Source organism: Kosakonia sacchari SP1, assembly GCF_000300455.3.
Taxonomy (GTDB): domain Bacteria; phylum Pseudomonadota; class Gammaproteobacteria; order Enterobacterales; family Enterobacteriaceae; genus Kosakonia; species Kosakonia sacchari.
In genome coordinates, this window is sequence record NZ_CP007215.2 from 1,079,378 (window position 1) to 1,100,576 (window position 21,199).

The 21,199-nt window shown below is 54.7% G+C and carries 21 protein-coding genes and 5 tRNA genes; 19 read left to right on the forward strand and 7 right to left on the reverse strand.

The window, feature by feature from the left end; all coding sequences use genetic code 11:
• Positions 1 to 137 precede the first annotated feature (137 nt).
• Positions 138 to 1,652, forward strand: coding sequence for a nitric oxide reductase transcriptional regulator NorR (gene norR, locus C813_RS28100; RefSeq protein ID WP_017459300.1), 1,515 nt, complete (start codon positions 138 to 140; stop codon positions 1,650 to 1,652).
• Between the two features lie 215 nt (positions 1,653 to 1,867).
• On the opposite strand, the gene gutQ is transcribed toward norR, so the two are convergent.
• From gutQ to srlA, 7 genes are all read right to left on the reverse strand, one after another.
• Positions 1,868 to 2,833, reverse strand: coding sequence for an arabinose-5-phosphate isomerase GutQ (gutQ, locus tag C813_RS28105; protein WP_017459301.1), 966 nt, complete (start codon positions 2,831 to 2,833; stop codon positions 1,868 to 1,870).
• A complete protein-coding gene (gene srlR / locus C813_RS28110) occupies positions 2,826 to 3,599 on the reverse strand; it encodes a glucitol operon DNA-binding transcriptional repressor SrlR (RefSeq protein ID WP_017459302.1) in 774 nt (257 codons plus the stop codon). The genes gutQ and srlR overlap by 8 nt, the downstream gene beginning before the upstream one ends.
• 70 nt (positions 3,600 to 3,669) lie before the next feature.
• Positions 3,670 to 4,026 carry a transcriptional regulator GutM gene (gene gutM / locus C813_RS28115; RefSeq protein WP_017459303.1) on the reverse strand — a complete coding sequence of 119 codons (357 nt, stop codon included), beginning with the start codon at positions 4,024 to 4,026 and terminating at the stop codon, positions 3,670 to 3,672.
• Positions 4,027 to 4,072: 46 nt separating this feature from the next.
• Positions 4,073 to 4,852, reverse strand: a complete 780-nt coding sequence (gene srlD, locus C813_RS28120; protein WP_017459304.1) for a sorbitol-6-phosphate dehydrogenase — start codon at positions 4,850 to 4,852, stop codon at positions 4,073 to 4,075.
• Between the two features lie 17 nt (positions 4,853 to 4,869).
• Entirely contained in the window at positions 4,870 to 5,232 is a 363-nt protein-coding gene (srlB, locus tag C813_RS28125) for a PTS glucitol/sorbitol transporter subunit IIA (RefSeq protein WP_017459305.1), read from the reverse strand.
• A gap of 10 nt (positions 5,233 to 5,242) precedes the next feature.
• Positions 5,243 to 6,208 (reverse strand): PTS glucitol/sorbitol transporter subunit IIB, encoded by a 966-nt coding sequence (gene srlE, locus C813_RS28130; RefSeq protein ID WP_017459306.1) that lies wholly within the window; start codon positions 6,206 to 6,208, stop codon positions 5,243 to 5,245.
• Positions 6,205 to 6,765 carry a PTS glucitol/sorbitol transporter subunit IIC gene (srlA, locus tag C813_RS28135; protein ID WP_017459307.1) on the reverse strand — a complete coding sequence of 187 codons (561 nt, stop codon included), beginning with the start codon at positions 6,763 to 6,765 and terminating at the stop codon, positions 6,205 to 6,207. Before srlA ends, srlE begins: the two co-directional genes overlap by 4 nt.
• A 272-nt stretch (positions 6,766 to 7,037) precedes the next feature.
• Between srlA and mltB the strand changes: the two genes are divergently transcribed.
• The 18 genes from mltB to luxS all read left to right on the forward strand — a co-directional run bounded on the left by mltB (position 7,038) and on the right by luxS (position 20,908).
• Positions 7,038 to 8,120 (forward strand): lytic murein transglycosylase B, encoded by a 1,083-nt coding sequence (gene mltB / locus C813_RS28140; RefSeq protein ID WP_017459308.1) that lies wholly within the window; start codon positions 7,038 to 7,040, stop codon positions 8,118 to 8,120.
• A gap of 228 nt (positions 8,121 to 8,348) precedes the next feature.
• Complete coding sequence (locus C813_RS28145; RefSeq protein ID WP_017459310.1) at positions 8,349 to 9,023, forward strand: metal ABC transporter ATP-binding protein; 675 nt, start codon at positions 8,349 to 8,351, stop codon at positions 9,021 to 9,023.
• Entirely contained in the window at positions 9,020 to 9,883 is an 864-nt protein-coding gene (locus C813_RS28150) for a metal ABC transporter permease (RefSeq protein WP_017459311.1), read from the forward strand. Before C813_RS28145 ends, C813_RS28150 begins: the two co-directional genes overlap by 4 nt.
• 12 nt (positions 9,884 to 9,895) lie before the next feature.
• Positions 9,896 to 10,774 carry a metal ABC transporter substrate-binding protein gene (locus tag C813_RS28155; protein WP_017459312.1) on the forward strand — a complete coding sequence of 293 codons (879 nt, stop codon included), beginning with the start codon at positions 9,896 to 9,898 and terminating at the stop codon, positions 10,772 to 10,774.
• A gap of 136 nt (positions 10,775 to 10,910) precedes the next feature.
• Positions 10,911 to 11,408 (forward strand): nicotinamide-nucleotide amidase, encoded by a 498-nt coding sequence (gene pncC, locus C813_RS28160; protein WP_017459313.1) that lies wholly within the window; start codon positions 10,911 to 10,913, stop codon positions 11,406 to 11,408.
• Between the two features lie 89 nt (positions 11,409 to 11,497).
• Positions 11,498 to 12,562 (forward strand): recombinase RecA, encoded by a 1,065-nt coding sequence (gene recA, locus C813_RS28165; protein WP_017459314.1) that lies wholly within the window; start codon positions 11,498 to 11,500, stop codon positions 12,560 to 12,562.
• A 68-nt stretch (positions 12,563 to 12,630) separates the two neighbouring features.
• The gene (gene recX / locus C813_RS28170) at positions 12,631 to 13,131 is read left to right on the forward strand and encodes a recombination regulator RecX (protein ID WP_017459315.1); all 501 of its coding nucleotides are present in this window, start codon (positions 12,631 to 12,633) and stop codon (positions 13,129 to 13,131) included.
• A gap of 129 nt (positions 13,132 to 13,260) precedes the next feature.
• Complete coding sequence (alaS, locus tag C813_RS28175) at positions 13,261 to 15,891, forward strand: alanine--tRNA ligase (protein ID WP_017459316.1); 2,631 nt, start codon at positions 13,261 to 13,263, stop codon at positions 15,889 to 15,891.
• 238 nt (positions 15,892 to 16,129) lie between these two features.
• Positions 16,130 to 16,315, forward strand: a complete 186-nt coding sequence (gene csrA, locus C813_RS28180; RefSeq protein ID WP_007370562.1) for a carbon storage regulator CsrA — start codon at positions 16,130 to 16,132, stop codon at positions 16,313 to 16,315.
• Between the two features lie 339 nt (positions 16,316 to 16,654).
• A tRNA-Ser gene (locus tag C813_RS28185) sits at positions 16,655 to 16,747 on the forward strand.
• Positions 16,748 to 16,751: 4 nt separating this feature from the next.
• Positions 16,752 to 16,828: transfer RNA gene (locus C813_RS28190), tRNA-Arg, on the forward strand.
• A 62-nt stretch (positions 16,829 to 16,890) separates the two neighbouring features.
• Positions 16,891 to 16,967: transfer RNA gene (locus C813_RS28195), tRNA-Arg, on the forward strand.
• Between the two features lie 63 nt (positions 16,968 to 17,030).
• Positions 17,031 to 17,107 (forward strand) — tRNA-Arg (locus C813_RS28200).
• A 173-nt stretch (positions 17,108 to 17,280) separates the two neighbouring features.
• Positions 17,281 to 17,357 (forward strand) — tRNA-Arg (locus C813_RS28205).
• 266 nt (positions 17,358 to 17,623) lie between these two features.
• Positions 17,624 to 18,190, forward strand: coding sequence for a fructose-1-phosphate/6-phosphogluconate phosphatase (gene yqaB, locus C813_RS28210; protein WP_017459317.1), 567 nt, complete (start codon positions 17,624 to 17,626; stop codon positions 18,188 to 18,190).
• Positions 18,187 to 18,615 (forward strand): YqaA family protein, encoded by a 429-nt coding sequence (locus C813_RS28215; protein WP_017459318.1) that lies wholly within the window; start codon positions 18,187 to 18,189, stop codon positions 18,613 to 18,615. Before yqaB ends, C813_RS28215 begins: the two co-directional genes overlap by 4 nt.
• 80 nt (positions 18,616 to 18,695) lie before the next feature.
• Positions 18,696 to 20,240, forward strand: a complete 1,545-nt coding sequence (gshA, locus tag C813_RS28220) for a glutamate--cysteine ligase (protein ID WP_017459319.1) — start codon at positions 18,696 to 18,698, stop codon at positions 20,238 to 20,240.
• A 152-nt stretch (positions 20,241 to 20,392) separates the two neighbouring features.
• Positions 20,393 to 20,908: an S-ribosylhomocysteine lyase gene (gene luxS / locus C813_RS28225; RefSeq protein ID WP_017459320.1), complete on the forward strand. Its 516-nt coding sequence runs from the start codon at positions 20,393 to 20,395 to the stop codon at positions 20,906 to 20,908.
• Positions 20,909 to 21,199 lie beyond the last annotated feature (291 nt).

Genomic DNA, 21,199 nt, shown 5'->3' on the forward strand with positions numbered 1-21,199 from the left:
CAAGTTGCGTGCCAACTTTTTATTTTATTGATTTATAAATGTTTTAATGATTTTTTGAAAAAATAAATTGTCATTATGACTATGCCGTGCACAGTCAATATGACACTATGCATTGTCAAAACGACAGTGAGGTAGGTATGAGTTTTTCGCTAAATGTCCTGGCGGGGATCGCCATAGAACTGCAAAGCGGTATCGGCCATGCGGACCGTTTCCAGCGGCTGATCACCACCCTGCGTCAGGTGCTGGAGTGTGATGCCTCGGCATTGCTGCGCTACGACGCACGGCAGTTTATTCCACTGGCGATCGACGGACTGGCACAGGATGTTTTAGGCAGGCGTTTTACGCTGGAAGGCCACCCACGGCTGGAAGCGATCGCCCGCGCCGGTGATGTGGTGCGTTTTCCCGCCGATAGCGATTTGCCCGATCCCTATGATGGCCTGATCCCCGGCCAGGAGAGCCTGAAAGTACACGCCTGCGTTGGGTTGCCGTTGTTCGCCGGGCAAAACCTGATTGGCGCGCTGACGCTTGATGGCATGTCGCCGGATCAGTTTGACACTTTTAGCGATGAAGAACTGCGGTTGATTGCTGCGCTGGCGGCAGGCGCGCTGAACAACGCGCTGCTGATAGAGCAACTGGAGAGCCAGAATATGCTGCCCGGCGCACCGGCGGCGTTCGAACAGGTGGCGCGCAGCGAAATGATTGGTCTGTCGGCGGGCATGGAGCAGCTAAAAAAAGAGATCGATATCGTTGCCGCTTCCGATCTGAACGTGTTGATCAGCGGTGAAACCGGTACCGGTAAAGAGCTGGTGGCGAAAGCTATCCATGAAGGTTCGCCACGCGCCATCAATCCGCTGGTCTATCTCAACTGCGCCGCGCTGCCGGAAAGTGTGGCCGAAAGCGAACTGTTCGGTCACGTTAAAGGCGCGTTTACCGGTGCTATCAGCAACCGCAGTGGCAAATTCGAGATGGCGGACAACGGCACGCTGTTTCTCGATGAGATTGGCGAGCTGTCACTGTCGTTGCAGGCGAAATTACTGCGCGTGCTGCAATACGGCGATATTCAGCGCATCGGCGACGACCGCAGCCTGCGTGTCGATGTCCGTGTACTGGCTGCTACCAACCGCGACCTGCGCGAAGAGGTGCTGGCCGGCAGTTTTCGCGCCGACCTCTACCATCGTTTGAGCGTGTTTCCGCTTTCTGTACCGCCGCTGCGCGAGCGGGGGGAAGATGTTGTTTTACTGGCTGGCTACTTTTGCGAGCAGTGTCGTTTGCGGCTGGGGTTGGGGAGAGTGGCACTAAGCCCCGGCGCGCGGGCGCATTTGCTGAGTTATGGCTGGCCAGGTAACGTGCGCGAACTGGAACATGCCATTCACCGCGCGGTGGTGCTGGCGCGCGGTACGCGTAACCGTGATGACGTGGTGCTGGAAGCGCGCCATTTTGCGCTTAGTGATGAACCAGCGCAGCCATCCAGCCCGGTAACGCCGCTGCCCGTGGAGCAAAATCTGCGCGATGCGACGGAGGATTTTCAGCGCGCATTTATTACCCGCACGCTGGAAGAGCAGGGCGGTAACTGGGCGGCCTGCGCGCGCGGTCTGGAGATGGATGTCGCCAACCTGCACCGACTGGCGAAACGTCTGGGGCTTAAGGGTTAACGCATTCCCACCAGCCAGAGATCGTGCCGCGTGACGTCGCGCCCATGATGAAGCGTTAAACAATGCCTGCCAGAGATAGGCATATTGACGTTGCCAGCCTGCATCGGCTGGCGAAACGTCTGTGGTTAAAGCGTTAAAGGATTCACGCCTGGCAGGGATCGTGCAGGTGGATGTTGTTAACCTGCACCGACTGGCGAAACGTCTGTGCGGAAGCGTTACAGAATGCCAGCCTGGTAGAAATCTTGCAGGTTGATGGCGCCGACCAATAAACCGGCGTCATCCACCACCGGGGCGGCGGCGATTTTGCGCTGCATTAAGCGCTCTTTGGCGTCCACGGCACGGCTGCCCGCGTCCAGCGTGATGCCGCCGGGCGTCATCGCGTTATCCACCTGCGCGGTTAGCGCCCCGCCTGACACCAGCCAGCGGCGAAGATCGCCGTCGGTAAATACCCCTTTTACATGGCGCTGCTGGTCACAAACCGCCACCAGACCCAAACCGGTGCGGCTCAGTTCCAGCATCGCGTCCATCACGCTGGTGGTGAGCTGCACCTGCGGGATCTGCTCCTCTTTGCGCATCAGATGGTGCACTTTATTGAGCAACCTCGCGCCAAGTGCGCCTGCCGGGTGAGAACGGGCAAAATCCTCTTCATCAAACCCGCGCGCCTGCATGACCGCCATCGCCAGCGCGTCGCCCATCATCAGTGTGTTGACGGTGCTGGACGTCGGTGCCAGGTGCATGGGGCAGGCTTCTCGCTCAACTGAAATATCCAGCACCGCTCGCGCGGCGAGCGCCAGCGGGGATCGCGGTTTACCGGTCATCGCCAGCAAGGCGACGGATTTCTCTTCAAGACGCGGCAGGATCAGATCCAGCTCTTTGGCCGAACCGGAGTAGGAGATAAACAGCATCACGTCGCGGCTTTCGATCATGCCGAGATCGCCATGCAGCGCTTCCGCCGGGTGAACGAAAAACGCCGGTGTGCCGGTGCTGGCAAGCGTCGCAGCAATCTTTTTGCCAATATGACCAGATTTGCCGATCCCGGAAACGATCACTTTCCCCTCGCAGCGCAGCACGGTTTCGGCGGCGCGCACAAATGCTTCACCGAGGCGCTCCGGCAGGCGGCTGGCTTCCTGAAGCTCCAGCAGCAGCGTTTGCCGTCCGGCGTTAATTAATGACTCACTCATGTTTTTCTCCGGCAATGATCACTTCAACCCCTTTGGCTTCCAGCGCGGTACGCACGTCGGCGGCGATCCCCGAGTCGGTGATCAGTTTGTCTACGCTTTCCAGGCTACAGACCACGTTCGGGCTTTTACGGCCAAATTTGGAGGAGTCTGCCATCAGGATCACTTCCCGCGCGGCGTTGCACATCGCTTTGCTGACGGTGAATACCTCGTTAAACGTGGTGACGCCCGCGTTGAGATCGATACCGTCGGTGCCCATAAACAGCTTGTCAAAGCTGAAATGCTCAAAGGCGTTTTCCGCCAGTTGGCCGTGGAACGAGGCCGATTTCTTACGGAAAGTGCCGCCCGGCATCAGGATCGTTTGCTCGTTATCCAGCTCAGATAGGGCATTAACGATATGCAAACTGTTGGTCATCACCGTGATGTTATTGAAGTGGCTGAGCAGCGGTACCATTTGCAGCACCGTACTGCCCGCATCAAGGATGATCGAATCGCCGTCGTGGATGTAGGTCACTGCCGTTTCGGCAATCAGCCCTTTTTGCACGGTATTGATAAGCGTCTTGTGATCAATCGGGGGATCGGCTTCATCTTTGTTGAGCACCACGCCGCCATAAGTGCGGATCACCGCGCCGGAATGTTCCAGCGCGACGAGATCTTTGCGTATGGTCGTCCCTGTGGTGTCGAAGTAAGCTGACAGCTCTTCAACAGAACACTTTCCCTGCTTTTGCAGATGCTCAAGAATAGCCGCCTGACGCTGACGTGGTTTCATAGGCGCTGATATCCTGCGTTACGTTGCGAAATGATAATTTCGCAAGCTATTAGCGTTCACAACGAAATTATCAATGTTTCATTTTAAGCGCTAATGATAGAGCATTCTGACAGCCAGGATCATGGGGAAAGATCACATCAGGCTCTAATTCCTCTCTTTTTATCCCCATTACGTGGTCGATTTTTGTTGGTCGGGCAAAAACGGTGAGACCGCGCATTAGCAGGGTGTCGGTCACGCGGTCTTGTTGATCAAACGCGACGGCCAGCACCACGCGCGGTTTGAAACGCCCGCCGGAGCGCCCAACACCGACGCGCCCGCGCTGGCACAGCGTATCAAACGCTTTGTTAAACTGGCGGATTTGCCAGCCGCCAAGCGCCATCTGGCAAAGCCAGGCGATGGCGGCAACGGTAATCAGGGCTGAAACCATAGCACTCTCCTTTTAAATCGGGCCCCCGCGCGGAGGGCCATGCGGATCAGAACATCACCTGGCCGCCGGTAACATTAATCGACTGACCGGTGCAGTAAGAGGCTTTGGGGCTGGCGTAAAACATCAGCACGTTCAGCACATCCTGGTAGTCGCAGCCGCGTTTGAGCGGCACTTTGTCGATGTAATATTGCTCAACTTCATCCGCCGCAATGCCCAGTTTGCTGGCATATTGCGGGATAAGCGACTGGAACATTGGCGATTTCAGCAGGTTACCCAACATCAACGAATGCACGGTAATGCCGTACTCCGCCAGATCCAGCGCCAGTGATTGCGTTAAGCCCACGCCGCCGAACTTCGCCGCGCTGTAGCCGGAATTGTGTTTGCTGCCCACTTTGCCGGATTTGGAGTTGATTTGGATGATGCGCCCCTGAATGCCGTCGCGAATCATCAACTTAGCGAACTCGCGTGCGCAGAGGAAATAGCCCACCAGGTTCACCTGCAAGGAACGATCGAAATCGCCGAGCGCGAAGTCGCTGATAAATGCCGCTTTGGCGATACCGGCGCTGTAGACCAGCAAATCCGCGCGGCCAAAAATCTCATCCACGCCGCGCGCCAGCGCCAGCACGCTGTGCTCGCTGGTGGCGTCCGCACCAAAGCCGTAGGCCATCCCTTCGCCAAACTCGCTGTTAATCTCCTGGGCGACATTTGCCGCTTTATCACTTTGAATATCCACTACCGCCACGCGGTAACCTTCTGCGGCAAGCCCACGGCTAAGGAACGCCCCAAGGGTTTGTCCTCCGCCAATGACAACGGCAACCTGTTTCATACTCTTCTCCTTACGACTTAAGCGACAAATTTCAAAATGCAGCCGGGGGCGATACCGTCCGGCACCGGGCCTGCGACGTGTACCGTTCCGGGGTATTCCGCCTGCGTTTGCCCATCGAAACGCAGGGTGATATGTCCCAATTCACGCAGATTCTGCTCGGCGACATCGCCGACGGCGGTGACCGGGTAGCGACGATCGCCAAGTTCAAACTGCGCGCCAGGTAACAGCGCGCCCGAAAGCGCACCGTGGTTATGGATAAAACAGAACTCGGCGACATCCGCAGGCGCGCCTTCGCGGAAGGTAATCAGCATGTTGTCGCCCAGCGCGTCCGGGGCGCTCTCACCGATGTGGGTAATGGTGGTTTGATAAATCACACTCATAAAACACCCCTTATTGATAAATGAAACCGGAGACAAACCAGGCGATCAGCACCGTTGGCGCACCGGTTAAAAAGCGGCTGACCAGCACTGAAGGCACGCCGACGCGCACCGTATCCTGACGCGCTTCCGCCAGCGACAGGCCGACCGGGATGAAGTCGCACGCCGCCTGGGCGTTAATGGCAAAAAGTGCGGGTAGGGCGAGGTGCGGCGGGATATTGCCAAGGCCGATCTGTACGCCAATCAGCACGCCGATAACTTGTGCAATCACCGCACCTGGGCCGAGGAAGGGTGACAGCAGCGGGAAGGAGCAGATAAGCGCCAGCGTCACCAGCCCGAGTGGATGGCTGGCAAGCGGCGCGAGGCCGTGGGCAATCCAGTCGCCAAGCCCGGAGGCCATGATGATGCCGATCAGCGCCGAGACGAAGGCCATAAACGGCAGAATGGTTTTCAGCACCGTGTCGATGGTGTCGCGCCCGGCCTGGAACAGCACCGCGACCGCCGAGCCCATGCCCATGCCAACTTTCGCCAGCAGGCCATCGCTCTGCTCGGTGATCTTTTTGCTGGTGTCGTAATCCTTCGCGACCGGGCGTTTTGGCGCGGCGGTTGGCGCGTCACCGTGCAGATGGATATTGTCCTCTTTCACTCCGGAAACATAGATATCTTCCAGGATGTACTGCGCCAGCGGGCCGGATTTCCCTGTCGCGTGGATATTCACCGTCGGGATGCGGCGTTTCGGATAGATGCCGCAGCGCAGCGTGCCGCCGCAGTCGATCACCGCGACGCCGATCTCTTCTGCTGGCGGTTCGCCCTCTTTAAAGCCATCTACCGCCTGCCAGCCAGTGAGTTGCGCCAGCTTATCGACGATCGCCGGGCGTGTACCGGCGGTGATATAGACGATTTTTTTCTCAGTACTGGCGTCGATTTCCAGCGGGCCGCCCCAGCCGCCGGTGCCTTTTTCAATCACTATGCGCGTCATGATGTTGCTCCAGCGAGTTGGACTTTTTGTTCAAGTTGAATGCCCATTTTCTTCTCGAAAATGGACGTGGTCAGGTCGGTTACCCAGCCGCGGAAGAAGTTGGTCACCAGGCCGACCAGCAGGTAGCTCACCGCCAGCGGGCCGAGCGGCAAGCCCAGTGTTGTCAGGCCGTTGGCGATCCCCAGATACACAAACAGCTCGCCGGGGTTGATATGCGGAAACAGGCCATTCATCGAGTGGCAACTGTAGGACGCGGCAGCGTAATAACTGGGTTTGTACTTCTCTGGCATAAAGCGCCCGAGGCTCAGCGTCATGGGGTTGCAGAAGACAAACGTACCGACGCAGGGCAGCAGTAAATAACGGGCAAGTGGATTGCCCGCGCAGCGCTGGGCAAATTTTTCGATCCGGTGTTGGCCAATAAAGTTAATCAGCGCGTTCATGATCACCAACAGGCTTATCAGTAGCGGCAAAATACCGGTCACCATGCCGGTGAACACTTCGCCGCCTTTCTGAAACAGCCCGATGAACCATTCGGCACCATGCGTAATGGTTTCCATTGTTCTCTCCTGTAGGGTTGTCGTTTTGTTGTTTAACCGTGCGCTATAATAATCATGATGAAAGGTTTAAATGTGTTATTTGTATCTCGTTATGAAAGAAAAAATGATCACTGTGAAAGTTTTTGCGAAAATGAGCGGAATTAAATGAACGCGTAATGGAAGATGAAAAAGTGAAGTGAGATCGCGTGCGCAGGCGTTACGACGCTTCCTTGTCGGTAGCCAGATGCTTTACCATACTTGCTCCTGGCTGATTCGTTTAAAATGGAAGTCCCATGTTGAAGCGTTGTTACGCAGCATTACTGCCTGCGTTTGTTGTGCTCTGTGCTTGTAGCAGTAAACCCCCGCTTGCTGAAACCCCGCAAACCGCGTCGCCCGCGCCTTCCGGCGGTTTTCTGCTTGAGCCGCAGCACAATGTTCTGATGACCGGCGGTGACTTTGCCAATAACCCGGCGGCGGAGCAGTTCATCAATATGATGGTCAGCAAGCACGGTTTTGACCGCCAGCAACTGCACGAAATTCTCTCGCAGGCCAAACGTCTGGATTACGTGTTGCGCCTGATGGATAAGCAAGCACCGACGACAGCGGGACCCAGCGGGCCGAACGGCGCCTGGCTGCGCTATCGCAAGCAGTTCATCACCCCGGACAACGTGCAAAATGGCGTGGCGTTCTGGAATCAGTATGAAGATGCGCTTAACCGTGCGTGGATGGTTTACGGCGTGCCGCCGGAAATTATCGTGGGCATTATCGGCGTGGAAACCCGCTGGGGCCGCGTGATGGGCAAAACGCGTATTCTCGACGGGTTAGCGACGCTGGCCTTCGCTTACCCGCGCCGCGCGGAGTATTTCGCCAGCGAGCTGGAGACGTTCCTGCTGATGGCGCGTGATGAGAGCGACGATCCGCTTGATCTGAAAGGTTCTTTCGCTGGCGCAATGGGCTATGGACAATTTATGCCCTCTTCGTACAAGCAGTACGCCGTCGATTTCAACGGCGACGGGCATATCAACCTGTGGGATCCGGTGGATGCCATTGGCAGCGTGGCGAACTACTTCAAACAGCACGGCTGGGTGAAAGGCGATGTGGTGGCGATCCAGGCCAACGGCCAGGCGCCGGGGCTGGAAAATGGCTTTAAAACGAACTACAGCGTCGGGCAACTGGCGGCGGCGGGTTTAACGCCGCAACAGCCGCTGGGCGCGCATCAACAGGCGAGTCTGCTGCGACTTGATGTCGGCACCGGCTATGAGTACTGGTACGGTCTGCCAAACTTCTTCACTATCACCCGCTATAACCACAGCACACACTACGCGATGGCGGTCTGGCAGCTCGGCCAGGCGGTTTCACTGGCGCGCGTTCGCTGATCTCTCTCCCCCTCCTGCGGGAGGGGAATCTGAAACATTTCGATGCACTCCCGTTACGCATAGCGATTTACTTAATCATTCATACTGACTATTGTTACGTTATAACGTATGAGGTGTGTGAATGATTCCCGTAACGCTGTTTTCCCTTTCCGGCACGATCCGCGTTGTGCTGGCGGCTGCGCTATTAGCGGTACTTTGGCTCCTGACAAGCTGGGCGGTTGCGCTGCCATGATTGAACTTGATCATCTGGTCGCAGGCTACGATCGCCTTGCGATCACCCCGGCGCTGTGCGGCACGCTGGCGCGCGGCAGCATGACGGCGATTGTTGGCGCGAACGGCTGCGGCAAATCGACACTGTTAAAAACACTGGCCGGATTTTTACCGCCGGTGAGCGGCATTCTGCACTGGCAACCGGCGCGGCCAGTCATCGGCTGGCTGGCGCAGCGCCACGCGCTGGAATCACAATTTCCGCTCACCGTGCAGGATGTGGTGAGTATGGGCTGCTGGCCGCGCGTTTCGCTGTTTCGTGGATTGAACCGCGATGCCCGTAGCCGAATCGCCCAGGGGCTGGAGCGTGTTGGGCTGGCGGCAATGGCGCACGAGACAATTGATACACTTTCCGGCGGGCAGTTTCAGCGCATGCTGTTTGCCCGCGTCTGGGTGCAGAACGCGCCGCTGGTCATGCTCGACGAGCCGTTTACCGGTATTGATGAAGCCACATCGCAACTGTTGATGGAGCAGATTGTGGACATGCATCGCGGCGGGCAAACCATTCTTGCCGTGCTGCACGATAGCGAGCGCGTGTCTCGCTATTTCCCGCAAACATTACGCCTCGACGAACGCGTGGCGCAGTGGGGCGCGACAGCGCCTGTCGCGGCAAAAGATGAGGTGTGCAGCGCATGATCTGGCATCTCTTTTTCCAGCCGTTTATCGAATTTGGTTTTATGCGCCGCGCATTGGTGGTGTGTCTGGCGCTCTCCATCAGCACCACGGCGCTGGGCGTTTTTTTGCTGTTGCGCCGCATGAGCTTGATGGGCGACGCGCTGTCGCACGCCATTCTGCCTGGTGTGGCGGTGGGTTATTTGCTAAGCGGCATGTCGCTGCTGGCGATGAGTATCGGCGGTTTTATCGCCGGTATCACCGTTGCGCTGGTGGCCGGTTGGGTAAGCCGCCGCACGCCGCTTAAAGAGGACGCCAGCTTTGCCGGTTTCTACCTTGGCTCGTTGGCACTCGGCGTCACGCTGGTTTCGTTGCGCGGCTCCAGTATTGATCTGCTGCATCTGCTGTTTGGTTCGATTCTGGCGGTCGATCGCGACTCGGCGCTGTTTGTCGCGGGAGTGGCCAGCCTGACGTTGCTGGTGCTGGCGTTTTGCTATCGCGGCATGGTCAGTGAAGCGTTCGACAGCGCGTTTTTGCAGGTTAATTCGGCGCGTGCGCCGGGTCTGCTGCACGGGCTGTTTCTGGCGTTGCTGGTGCTCAACTTGGTGGCCGGGTTTCAGGTGCTCGGCACATTGATGGCTGTGGGCGTGATGATGCTCCCCGCTGTGGCGGCGCGCTGCTGGGCGCGGACATTACCGGGATTATTGCTGCTGGCGGCCAGCATTGGCGCGCTGTGCGCCTGGCTTGGGTTAAGCCTGTCGTGGATGGCGGGGTTGCCCGCTGGACCGGCGATTGTGCTGACTGCCAGTATTGTCTTCTTTTTTTCCATTTTATTCGGCACGCGCAGTGGGCTGGCTCACAGCCTGCGCGCACTTTTAACTTAGCAAGGGGAAATGATGAAACGGACAGGGCTTATTCTGGCGCTGGCGCTCGGCCTGGTGGCGCAGGGCGCAATGGCAAAAACATTAAATGTGGTCGCCAGCTTCTCGATTCTGGGCGATATCACCCAGCAGGTTGGCGGCGATCACGTCAAGGTGACGACGCTGGTGGGGCCGGATGGCGATCCGCACACCTTTGAACCTTCGGCGAAAGACAGTGCTCTGCTTAATAGCGCCGATGTGGTGGTGGTGAACGGCCTGGGGCTCGAAGGTTGGCTGGACCGGCTGGTGAAAGCCTCTGGTTTTAAAGGCCAGCTTGTCGTCGCATCAACCGGCGTTGCAACGCATACGCTGGAAGAAGATGGCGCAACAGTGACCGATCCCCACGCCTGGAACAGCGCCGCCAATGGCGCACTGTACGCAAAGAATATTCTTGCCGCGCTGGTGAAAGCCGATCCGGCTGACGAAGCTGCGTTGAATGCCTCCGGTCAGCGTTATATCGACCAGTTAAACAAGCTGGATAGCTGGGCGAAAGAGCGTTTCAGCGCGGTACCGCTGGCGAAACGTAAAGTGCTGACCAGCCACGATGCGTTTGGCTATTTTGCTCGCGCTTACGGCGTTGATTTCATGGCACCGCAAGGCATCTCTTCAGAAAGTGAAGCCAGCGCCGCACAGGTGGCCTCGCTTATCAAACAGATTAAAGCCGATGGCGTGAAAGTGTGGTTTATGGAAAACCAACTGGACCCACGGCTGGTGAAACAGATCGCCAGCGCAACCGGCGCGCAACCGGGCGGCGAGCTTTATCCGGAAGCGTTAAGTGCCAAAGGCGGGGTGGCAGATAACTATCAGAAAGCCTTTCGTCACAACGTCGACACTATCTATAACAGCATGAAGTAACCGGCAGTAAGCCATGCAGGCCAGCGTTCGCTGGCCTTTTTTCGGAAGCATCCTCGTAAATTCGCCATCCCGTCCCCATATTTTCGCGGAAAGTGGTATCTTTTCCGCCACAGTTTTTAGACGCACGGGAACCATCATGACGGACAATGAATTAATGCAGCTCAGCGAACGCATCGGGCTGGCGCTTAAGGCGCGCGGCGCGACGCTGACTACAGCGGAGTCCTGTACCGGCGGCTGGGTGGCGAAGGTGGTAACCGATATCGCTGGCAGTTCCGCCTGGTTTGAACGCGGGTTTGTTACCTACAGTAATGAAGCGAAAGCCCAAATGATTGGCGTACAACCCGCCACGCTGGATGCGCACGGCGCGGTCAGCGAGCAGGTAGTGGTCGAGATGGCGATTGGTGCGCTTAAAGCGGCGCGCGCCAACTATGCGATTTCCATCAGCGGCATCGCCGGGCCGGATGGCGGCAGCGACGAGAAGCCGGTTGGCACTGTTTGGTTTGGCATTGCCAGCGTCAGCGGAGAAGGGATTACGCGCCGTGAATGCTTCCCTGGCGATCGTGAAGCGGTGCGCAGACAGGCCACCGCCTATGCTCTGCAAACCCTTTGGCAACATTTTCTACAAAATGCTTGATACTGTATGACCATACAGTATAATTGCGACAACAGAACAGTAATTCACCGCGGAGCGTAACGCGCTTCACTCTGCATGAAGGAGTAATCATGGCTATCGACGAAAACAAACAAAAGGCGCTTGCAGCCGCACTGGGTCAGATCGAAAAGCAATTCGGTAAAGGCTCCATCATGCGTCTGGGTGAAGACCGTTCCATGGATGTGGAAACCATCTCTACCGGTTCGCTCTCGCTGGATATCGCGTTGGGCGCTGGTGGTTTGCCGATGGGGCGTATCGTCGAAATTTATGGGCCTGAATCTTCAGGTAAAACGACGCTGACCCTGCAAGTGATTGCCGCTGCGCAGCGCGAAGGCAAAACCTGTGCGTTTATCGATGCTGAACATGCGCTGGATCCGGTTTACGCTCGCAAACTGGGCGTTGATATCGACAACCTGCTCTGTTCTCAGCCGGACACCGGTGAGCAGGCGCTGGAAATCTGTGACGCACTGGCGCGCTCCGGTGCGGTTGATGTGCTGGTGGTCGACTCCGTTGCGGCGCTGACGCCGAAAGCGGAAATCGAAGGCGAAATCGGCGACTCTCACATGGGCCTTGCGGCGCGTATGATGAGCCAGGCGATGCGTAAGCTGGCCGGTAACCTGAAACAGTCCAACACGCTGCTGATCTTCATCAACCAGATCCGTATGAAAATTGGCGTAATGTTCGGTAACCCGGAAACCACCACTGGCGGTAACGCGCTGAAATTCTACGCCTCTGTGCGTCTGGATATTCGCCGTATTGGTGCGGTGAAAGAGGGCGACAACGTTGTCGGCAGCGAAACTCGCGTAAAAGTGGTGAAAAACAAAATCGCTGCGCCGTTCAAACAGGCTGAATTCCAGATCCTCTACGGCGAAGGCATTAACTTCTACGGTGAGCTGGTCGATCTTGGCGTGAAAGAGAAACTGATTGAAAAAGCGGGTGCCTGGTATAGCTACAACGGCGACAAAATTGGTCAGGGTAAAGCGAACGCAACGACCTGGCTGAAAGAAAACCCGGCGGCGGCAAAAGAGATCGAGAAAAAGCTGCGCGAAATTCTGCTCAGCAACCAGAATTCTTCCGCTGAATTCACTGCCGATGGCAATGACGAAGACGTTGAAGAGACCAACGAAGATTTCTGATAATTTGAATGGTAATCAAGGGCTGCTGATGCAGCCCTTTTGCTTTTCTACGCATACAGGATCAAGCCATGTCTGAAAATCCTTCTCGACGCTCCGCCGTTTCCCGCCTGCGTGACAGAGCGATGCGGATTCTGGCGATGCGCGATCACAGCGAAAAAGAGTTTCGTCGCAAATTAACCGCGCCAGTAATGAGTAAAAACGGCCCGGAAGAACTGGATATCACGCCGGAAGAGGTCGCAGAGGTCGTTGCGTGGTGTCTGGAGCATAACTTTCTTGATGACATACGCTTTGTGCGCCAGTTTATCGCCAGCCGTGCGCGTAAAGGTTATGGTCCGGCGCGCATTCGACAGGAATTAAACCAGAAAGGGATCTCGCGCGAAGACAGCGAAAGCGCACTACGCGAATGCGATATTGATTGGGTGGAGAGTGCCCGTGCGCAGGCGCAGCGCAAATATGGTGAACCGCTACCGACTGAATATGCGGCGAAAGTAAAAGTGCAGCGTTTTTTGCTCTATCGCGGCTTTATGCAGGAAGATATTCAGGAAATATGGCGAAATTTTGCCGACTGAGCGCATACGGGATTTTACTTCGCAGTAAAGAAAACTTATCTTATTCCCACTTTTTCCAGTAGCTGGCGTGTTTTCCATGTATGGCAACGGCCAGTTACCACATTTCGTTAGCTTGATTTCAGGATAATTATGAGCAAGAGCACCGCTGAGATCCGTCAGGCGTTTCTCGATTTTTTCCATAGTAAGGGACATCAGGTAGTTGCCAGCAGCTCCCTGGTACCGAATAACGACCCGACTCTGCTGTTTACCAACGCCGGGATGAACCAGTTCAAGGATGTATTCCTTGGGCTCGACAAACGTAATTATTCCCGCGCTACCACAGCACAGCGTTGCGTTCGTGCTGGTGGTAAACACAACGACCTGGAAAACGTCGGTTACACCGCACGCCATCACACATTCTTTGAAATGCTGGGCAATTTTAGCTTCGGCGACTACTTCAAACATGATGCTATTCAGTACGCATGGGAACTGCTGACCGGTGAGAACTGGTTCAACCTGCCGAAAGAGCGTCTGTGGGTGACGGTATACGAAACGGACGACGAAGCGTACGAAATCTGGGAAAAAGAAGTGGGCGTGCCGCGCGAGCGCATTATCCGCATCGGCGATAATAAAGGTGCCGCTTACGCCTCCGACAACTTCTGGCAGATGGGCGATACCGGTCCGTGCGGCCCATGCACCGAGATTTTCTACGATCACGGCGACCATATCTGGGGTGGCCCTCCGGGCAGCCCGGAAGAAGACGGCGACCGCTATATCGAAATCTGGAACATCGTCTTTATGCAGTTCAACCGCCAGGCTGATGGCACCATGGAACCGCTGCCGAAGCCGTCCGTGGATACCGGTATGGGCCTGGAACGCGTTGCCGCAGTGCTGCAACATGTGAATTCCAACTATGAAATCGACCTGTTCGCGAAGCTGATTCAGGCGGTGGCAAACGTGACCGGCGCGACCGATTTGGGTAACAAATCCCTGCGCGTAATCGCTGACCACATCCGTTCCTGTGCCTTCCTGATCGCCGATGGCGTCATTCCGTCGAACGAAAACCGTGGCTATGTGCTGCGTCGTATCATTCGTCGTGCGATTCGCCATGGCAACATGCTGGGCGCGAAGGACACCTTCTTCTATAAGCTGGTTGGCCCGCTGATCGCGGTGATGGGTTCCGCCGGGAAAGATCTGCAACGCCAGCAGGCTCAGGTTGAGCAGGTTCTGAAAACCGAAGAAGAGCAGTTTGCACGTACGCTGGAGCGCGGTCTGGCGCTGCTGGACGAAGAGCTGGCAAAACTGAAAGGCGATACGCTGGACGGCGAGACCGCTTTCCGCCTGTACGACACTTATGGCTTCCCAGTGGATTTAACCGCCGATGTCTGTCGTGAGCGTAACCTGAAAGTTGACGAAGCAGGTTTTGAAGCCGCGATGGAAGAGCAACGCCGTCGCGCACGCGAATCCAGCGGTTTCGGCGCAGATTACAACGCAATGATCCGCGTTGATGGCGCGTCAGAATTTAAAGGCTATGACCATCTGGAACTGAACGGCAAAGTGACTGCGCTGTTTGTCGACGGTAAGTCAGTGAATGTGATTGCCGCAGGTCAGGAAGCGGTGGTTGTTCTCGATGAGACGCCGTTCTACGCCGAGTCTGGCGGCCAGGTGGGCGACAAAGGCGAACTGAAAGGTAATGGCTTTGCCTTTGCCGTACAGGATACGCAGAAATACGGTCAGGCGATTGGTCATCTCGGTAAGCTGAATAGCGGTTCGCTGAAAGTCGGCGACGGCGTGAAAGCGGAAGTTGATGAAGCGCGTCGTGCGCGTATTCGCCTCAACCACTCTGCAACACACCTGATGCATGCCGCGCTGCGCGATGTGCTCGGTACGCATGTGGCGCAGAAAGGCTCTCTGGTGAACGACAAAGCGCTGCGCTTTGACTTCTCCCATTTTGAAGCCATGAAACCATCGGAAATCCGTGCGGTAGAAGATCTGGTGAACGCGCAAATTCGCCGTAACCTGCCAATCGAAACCAACATCATGGATCTGGAAGCAGCAAAAGCGAATGGTGCAATGGCGCTGTTTGGCGAGAAATACGAAGATCGCGTGCGCGTGCTGCGCATGGGTGATTTCTCGACTGAGCTCTGCGGTGGCACACATGCTTCCCGCACCGGTGATATCGGTCTGTTCCGCATTGTGTCTGAGTCTGGCACAGCGGCGGGCGTGCGCCGTATTGAAGCGGTAACCGGTGAAAGCGCGATTGCCAGCCTGCATGCGCAGAGTGACCAGTTGCATGATGTCGCGCAGTTGCTGAAAGGCGATAGCCAGAACCTCGGCGATAAAGTGCGTACTGTTATTGAACGTACTCGCCAGCTGGAAAAAGAGTTGCAGCAGCTTAAAGAGCAGGCCGCGGCGCAGGAGAGCGCTAGCCTGTCCGGTAAAGCTATCGATCTTAACGGCGTAAAACTGCTGGTTAGCGAACTGGCCGGCGTCGAGCCGAAAATGCTGCGTACCATGGTAGACGATCTGAAAAACCAACTGGGTGCTTCAGTGATTGTGCTTGCCACCGTGGCGGAAGGAAAAGTTTCCCTGATTGCGGGTGTGTCGAAGGATGTGACCGACCGTGTGAAAGCAGGGGAATTGATTGGTATGGTTGCCCAGCAGGTCGGGGGTAAAGGTGGCGGACGTCCGGATATGGCGCAAGCCGGCGGTACTGATGTAGCCGCACTGCCTGCCGCTCTCGCCAGTGTAAAAGACTGGGTAAGCGCTAAACTGTCATAATTACAAAGCGAAAGCAGACGGCATAACCTTGCGGTTATGGCGTTGTTGCCACTACGCTATTGATAACGATAAAGTCAGGTTGAAGTCTTGTATATCGGCTAAACTTAGGTTTAACAGAATGTAATGCCGTGACTGCTTACACTTAGGTGTTTGTCATCGCTTACTTTTTGGCGTTATATGATGGATAATGCCGGGATACAGAGAGACCCGACTCTTTTAATCTTTCAAGGAGCAAAGAATGCTGATTCTGACTCGTCGAGTTGGTGAAACCCTCATGATTGGGGATGAGGTCACTGTGACTGTATTAGGGGTTAAGGGTAACCAGGTTCGTATCGGCGTTAACGCCCCTAAAGAAGTTTCCGTTCACCGTGAAGAGATCTACCAGCGTATCCAGGCTGAAAAATCACAGCAGTCGAACTACTGATGCTATTATCGCGTCTCGCTGTTTCCCAGCGAGACGCAACACCACCTTCTGATTTTCCCCTCGTTACGTTTCCTTTTTATTTCATACTCGTTGTTTTCCTCTGTTACGCGCTTTTGAACGGGGCATGCGTTTGCTATTTTTCTATAGCGAAACGGCAGAAATTCTGCTGATAAAACATCCTTTTTGGCCTTTTTGCAGGCTAATTGCCTGCGAAGTGTGCAAACGATTCAGGGGCTGGAAAAAGTGTTTGACTTATAAGTCCCAGAAAGTAATATGTGCGCCACGCAGCGACGATGAGCCCTTAACAAGTTCTTCGAAGCACTCGAAAGAGGCGCGTGTGGTGAGGTGGCCGAGAGGCTGAAGGCGCTCCCCTGCTAAGGGAGTATGCGGTCAAAAGCTGCATCCGGGGTTCGAATCCCCGCCTCACCGCCATTTTGCATCCGTAGCTCAGCTGGATAGAGTACTCGGCTACGAACCGAGCGGTCGGAGGTTCGAATCCTCCCGGATGCACCATCTTGCTCAGTGTGGCGAGGTAACGCAGCACTGAATCAGCGTTGTAAAGTAAGTTTCCCGATGCATCCGTAGCTCAGCTGGATAGAGTACTCGGCTACGAACCGAGCGGTCGGAGGTTCGAATCCTCCCGGATGCACCATTCTTGCTCAGTACGCCGATGATATGCAGATATGAATCTGCGTTGTAAATAGCATTTCCAGATGCATCCGTAGCTCAGCTGGATAGAGTACTCGGCTACGAACCGAGCGGTCGGAGGTTCGAATCCTCCCGGATGCACCATCTTCTTGATACACAAACCTGTTTATTATTTCGGTTCTGGCGGGAATTACTGCCGGGATCAGAAAGAATTGCGCTGTTTCAGCATTGGTCTGAAGGCGAGACTAACCCGAGTTATCTTCCCGGATTTGTTTGTTCAAGAAGTTCTGAATCTGTAGTGTAAAACTTTTCCCGATGCATCCGTAGCTCAGCTGGATAGAGTACTCGGCTACGAACCGAGCGGTCGGAGGTTCGAATCCTCCCGGATGCACCATCTTCTGCAATACCTCTGTCGATTTATCCTCTCAGGTTTAATGCATGTTTCTGCTGATACCAGCACGAATAACGCAGCTCAGGCAATACCCTACAAACTAAACAAAAACATCCTTCAGACCGTATCTCCTGCGTAAAACACAAAACTTCGTCTCACCGGCACCCCGTCAAAATCATGCTTAACACAATGCTTCTCACTCGCTGGCAGCGACAAAAATCACTGTTTACGTTAAAGTAACTGTTTGTTATCCGCTTTGTGAGAACATGATGTACGAACGTTACGCTGGTCTGATTTTCGATATGGATGGCACTATTCTTGATACAGAGCCAACTCACCGTAAAGCTTGGCATGACGTGCTCGGGCGTTATGGGATGCGTTTTGACGAACAGGCGATGATTGGGCTTAACGGCGCTCCAACCTGGCGTATCGCGCAATCCATTATTGAAGCTAACCGGGGCGATCTCGATCCTCATCTGTTGGCTCAGGAAAAAACGGCAGTTGTAAAAGCGATGCTGCTGGATTCTGTTCGTCCATTACCGCTTATCGAGGTGGTGAAAGCGTGGCATGGTCGTCGTCCGATGTCTGTGGGAACGGGCAGCGAAAGCGCGATTGCGGAAGCGCTGCTGGCACATCTTGGATTGCGAGGATACTTTGACGCCGTTATCGCAGCCGATCATGTTAAACATCACAAACCCGCGCCCGATACTTTCCTGCTTTGTGCGCAAAGCATGGGGGTGGAACCGACGCAATGCATTGTTTTCGAAGATGCAGATTTCGGGTTTCAGGCAGCGCGTGCAGCGGGTATGGACGTCGTAGACGTTCGCTTATTGTGAGCGACACGCTGTCGTTGTTGTCACTGTTTTCCAGCAGCTTTCTCAGCGCCACGCTGTTGCCTGGCAATTCTGAGGTCGTACTGGTTGCAATGCTAATTTCTCACGTTAGCCAGCCCTGGCTTCTTGTTGTAATAGCAACAATGGGTAATAGCCTTGGAGGGCTGACTAACGTTATTCTTGGGCGTTTCTTCCCGCAGCGTAAAACATCACGCTGGCAGGAAAAAGCGACTGACTGGCTTAAACGATACGGCGCGGCAGCGCTGTTGTTAAGCTGGGTGCCTGTTATAGGCGACTTGCTGTGCCTGCTGGCAGGATGGATGCGCTTGTCGTGGGGGCCAGTAGTAATTTTTTTATGCCTTGGCAAAGCGTTGCGCTATCTGGCGATCGCCTTTGTAACGCTGCAGGGTATGACGTGGTGGCACTAATTGGACTGAGTGAGTGACCTTTAATCGTCAACCATTACAATTATGCTTAATAAAATGATTATGACAGGCGGGAGGTCAATTTGATCCCGGACGTATCACAGGCGCTGTCCTGGCTGGAAAAACATCCTCAAGCTCTGAAGGGGATACAACGCGGTCTTGAGCGTGAAACGCTGCGCGTAAATGCGGATGGCTCTCTGGCAATTACGGGTCATGCGGCTGCGCTTGGCTCAGCACTGACCCATAAATGGATCACCACCGATTTTGCTGAAGCGCTGCTGGAATTTATCACTCCGGTGGATGACGATATCGATCATATGCTGACCATCATGCGCGATATTCACCGTTACACTGCGCGCCAGATAGGCGACGAACGCATGTGGCCGTTGAGCATGCCGTGCTATATCAAAGATGGTCAGGATATTGAACTGGCGCAGTATGGCACGTCCAATATCGGTCGCCTGAAAACGCTCTACCGTGAAGGGCTTAAAAATCGCTATGGCGCGCTGATGCAAACCATTTCCGGCGTGCATTACAATTTCTCGCTGCCGATGGCTTTCTGGGAAGCGAAAAGCGGCAGTACAGATAAAGAATCGGTATCGGAAGGGTATTTCCGCCTCATCCGCAATTACTACCGGTTTGGCTGGGTGATTCCGTATTTGTTTGGCGCTTCGCCAGCAATTTGCTCGTCGTTCCTGCAAGGGAAACCGACAACGCTGCCGTTTGAGAAAACGTCGAACGGTATGTACTACTTGCCGTATGCGACCTCATTACGCCTGAGCGATCTTGGGTACACCAATAAATCGCAAAGCAATCTCGGTATTACCTTCAATAACCTGCACGACTATGTGGTGGCGTTGAAGCGCGCAATCAAAACGCCTTCTGAGGAATACGCCAAAATTGGTCTGAAAAAAGAGGGTAAATACTTACAGATCAACACCAATATTCTGCAGATTGAAAACGAGCTGTATGCGCCCATTCGCCCGAAACGTGTGACCCGTAGCGGCGAAACACCATCGGATGCGTTGCTACGTGGCGGCATTGAATACATCGAAGTACGTTCTCTGGATATCAACCCCTTCACCGCCATTGGCGTAGACGAGCAGCAGGTGCGTTTCCTCGATCTCTTTATGGTCTGGTGCGTGCTGGCTGATGCGCCAGAAATGAGCAGCGACGAATTGCTGTGCACCCGTGCTAACTGGAATCGCGTGATTCTGGAAGGGCGTAAACCTGGTTTGACGCTCGGAATGGGCTGTGAAACCGCACAGTTCCCGCTCGCTCAGGTCGGTAAGGATCTGTTTAGCGATCTGAAACGTGTAGCGCAGACGCTGGATGGCGTGTACGGTGGCAAAGAGTACGAAAAAGTGTGCGACCAGTTGGTTGCCAGCTTCGACGATCCGGAATTGACATTCTCTGCGCGCATTCTGCGCTCAATGATTGATAATGGTATTGGCGGCACGGGGAAAGCCCTGGGCGATCAGTACCGGTCGCAGTTGCGTGAAGAGCCACTGGAAATTTTGCTTGAGGAAGATTTTATCGCCGAGTGCAAAGCGTCGCTGGCGCGTCAGGCGGAGGTTGAAGCCGGAGATTCGGAGTCGTTCGAGGCGTTACTCGCGCGCCACGCCTGATACAAAAGAAAAAGGCCACATCTCTGTGGCCAAAATTTCATCTCTGAAGATCAGGGATGATGATAACAAATGCGCGTCTTTCATATATTCAGACTCGCACGGGAAAAAAGAGTTCATTTTATTTTTAAAAAATCACTGTCGGAGGTGACTAAATGCCATTATTGGATAGCTTCACTGTCGATCATACCCGTATGGAAGCGCCAGCAGTCCGTGTCGCCAAGACTATGGACACGCCGCACGGCGACACCATTACCGTATTCGACCTGCGTTTCTGCGTACCGAACAAAGAAGTGATGCCGGAAAAAGGTATCCATACGCTGGAACATCTGTTCGCCGGTTTTATGCGTAACCACCTCAACGGCAACGGCGTTGAGATCATCGACATCTCTCCGATGGGTTGCCGCACCGGTTTCTACATGAGCCTGATCGGTACGCCGGACGAGCAGCGTGTCGCTGATGCCTGGAAAGCGGCGATGGCAGATGTCCTGAAAGTAAAACAGCAGAATCAGATCCCGGAACTGAACATCTATCAGTGCGGGACATACCAAATGCACTCTCTGGAAGAAGCGCAAGAAATCGCGCGTCACATCCTCGATCGCGATGTTCGCGTTAACAGCAACGAAGAACTCGCCCTGCCGAAAGAGAAATTGCAGGAACTGCATATCTAGTTTTCCCATGCCGCCTTTCTGCCTGGAAGGCGGCATTATTATTTTATCCGCACCCTTTCGTATTCTATTTCATTCAGTGAAAACATTATATTCCGTTATTTATAATGGAATTATGATGTGTCAATAATATCCATTCCGGCTATGTTGCTTCTTGTTGTTATTTAAATTACGGCGTGATAGTTTTCACCCCTGTTGTTATTTGACGGATATTTCACGTTTAATTTATTTATTAACTGAATGTAATTCAGTGAAATGATATACCTGAATAATGAGGATATTATGCGGCGTTCA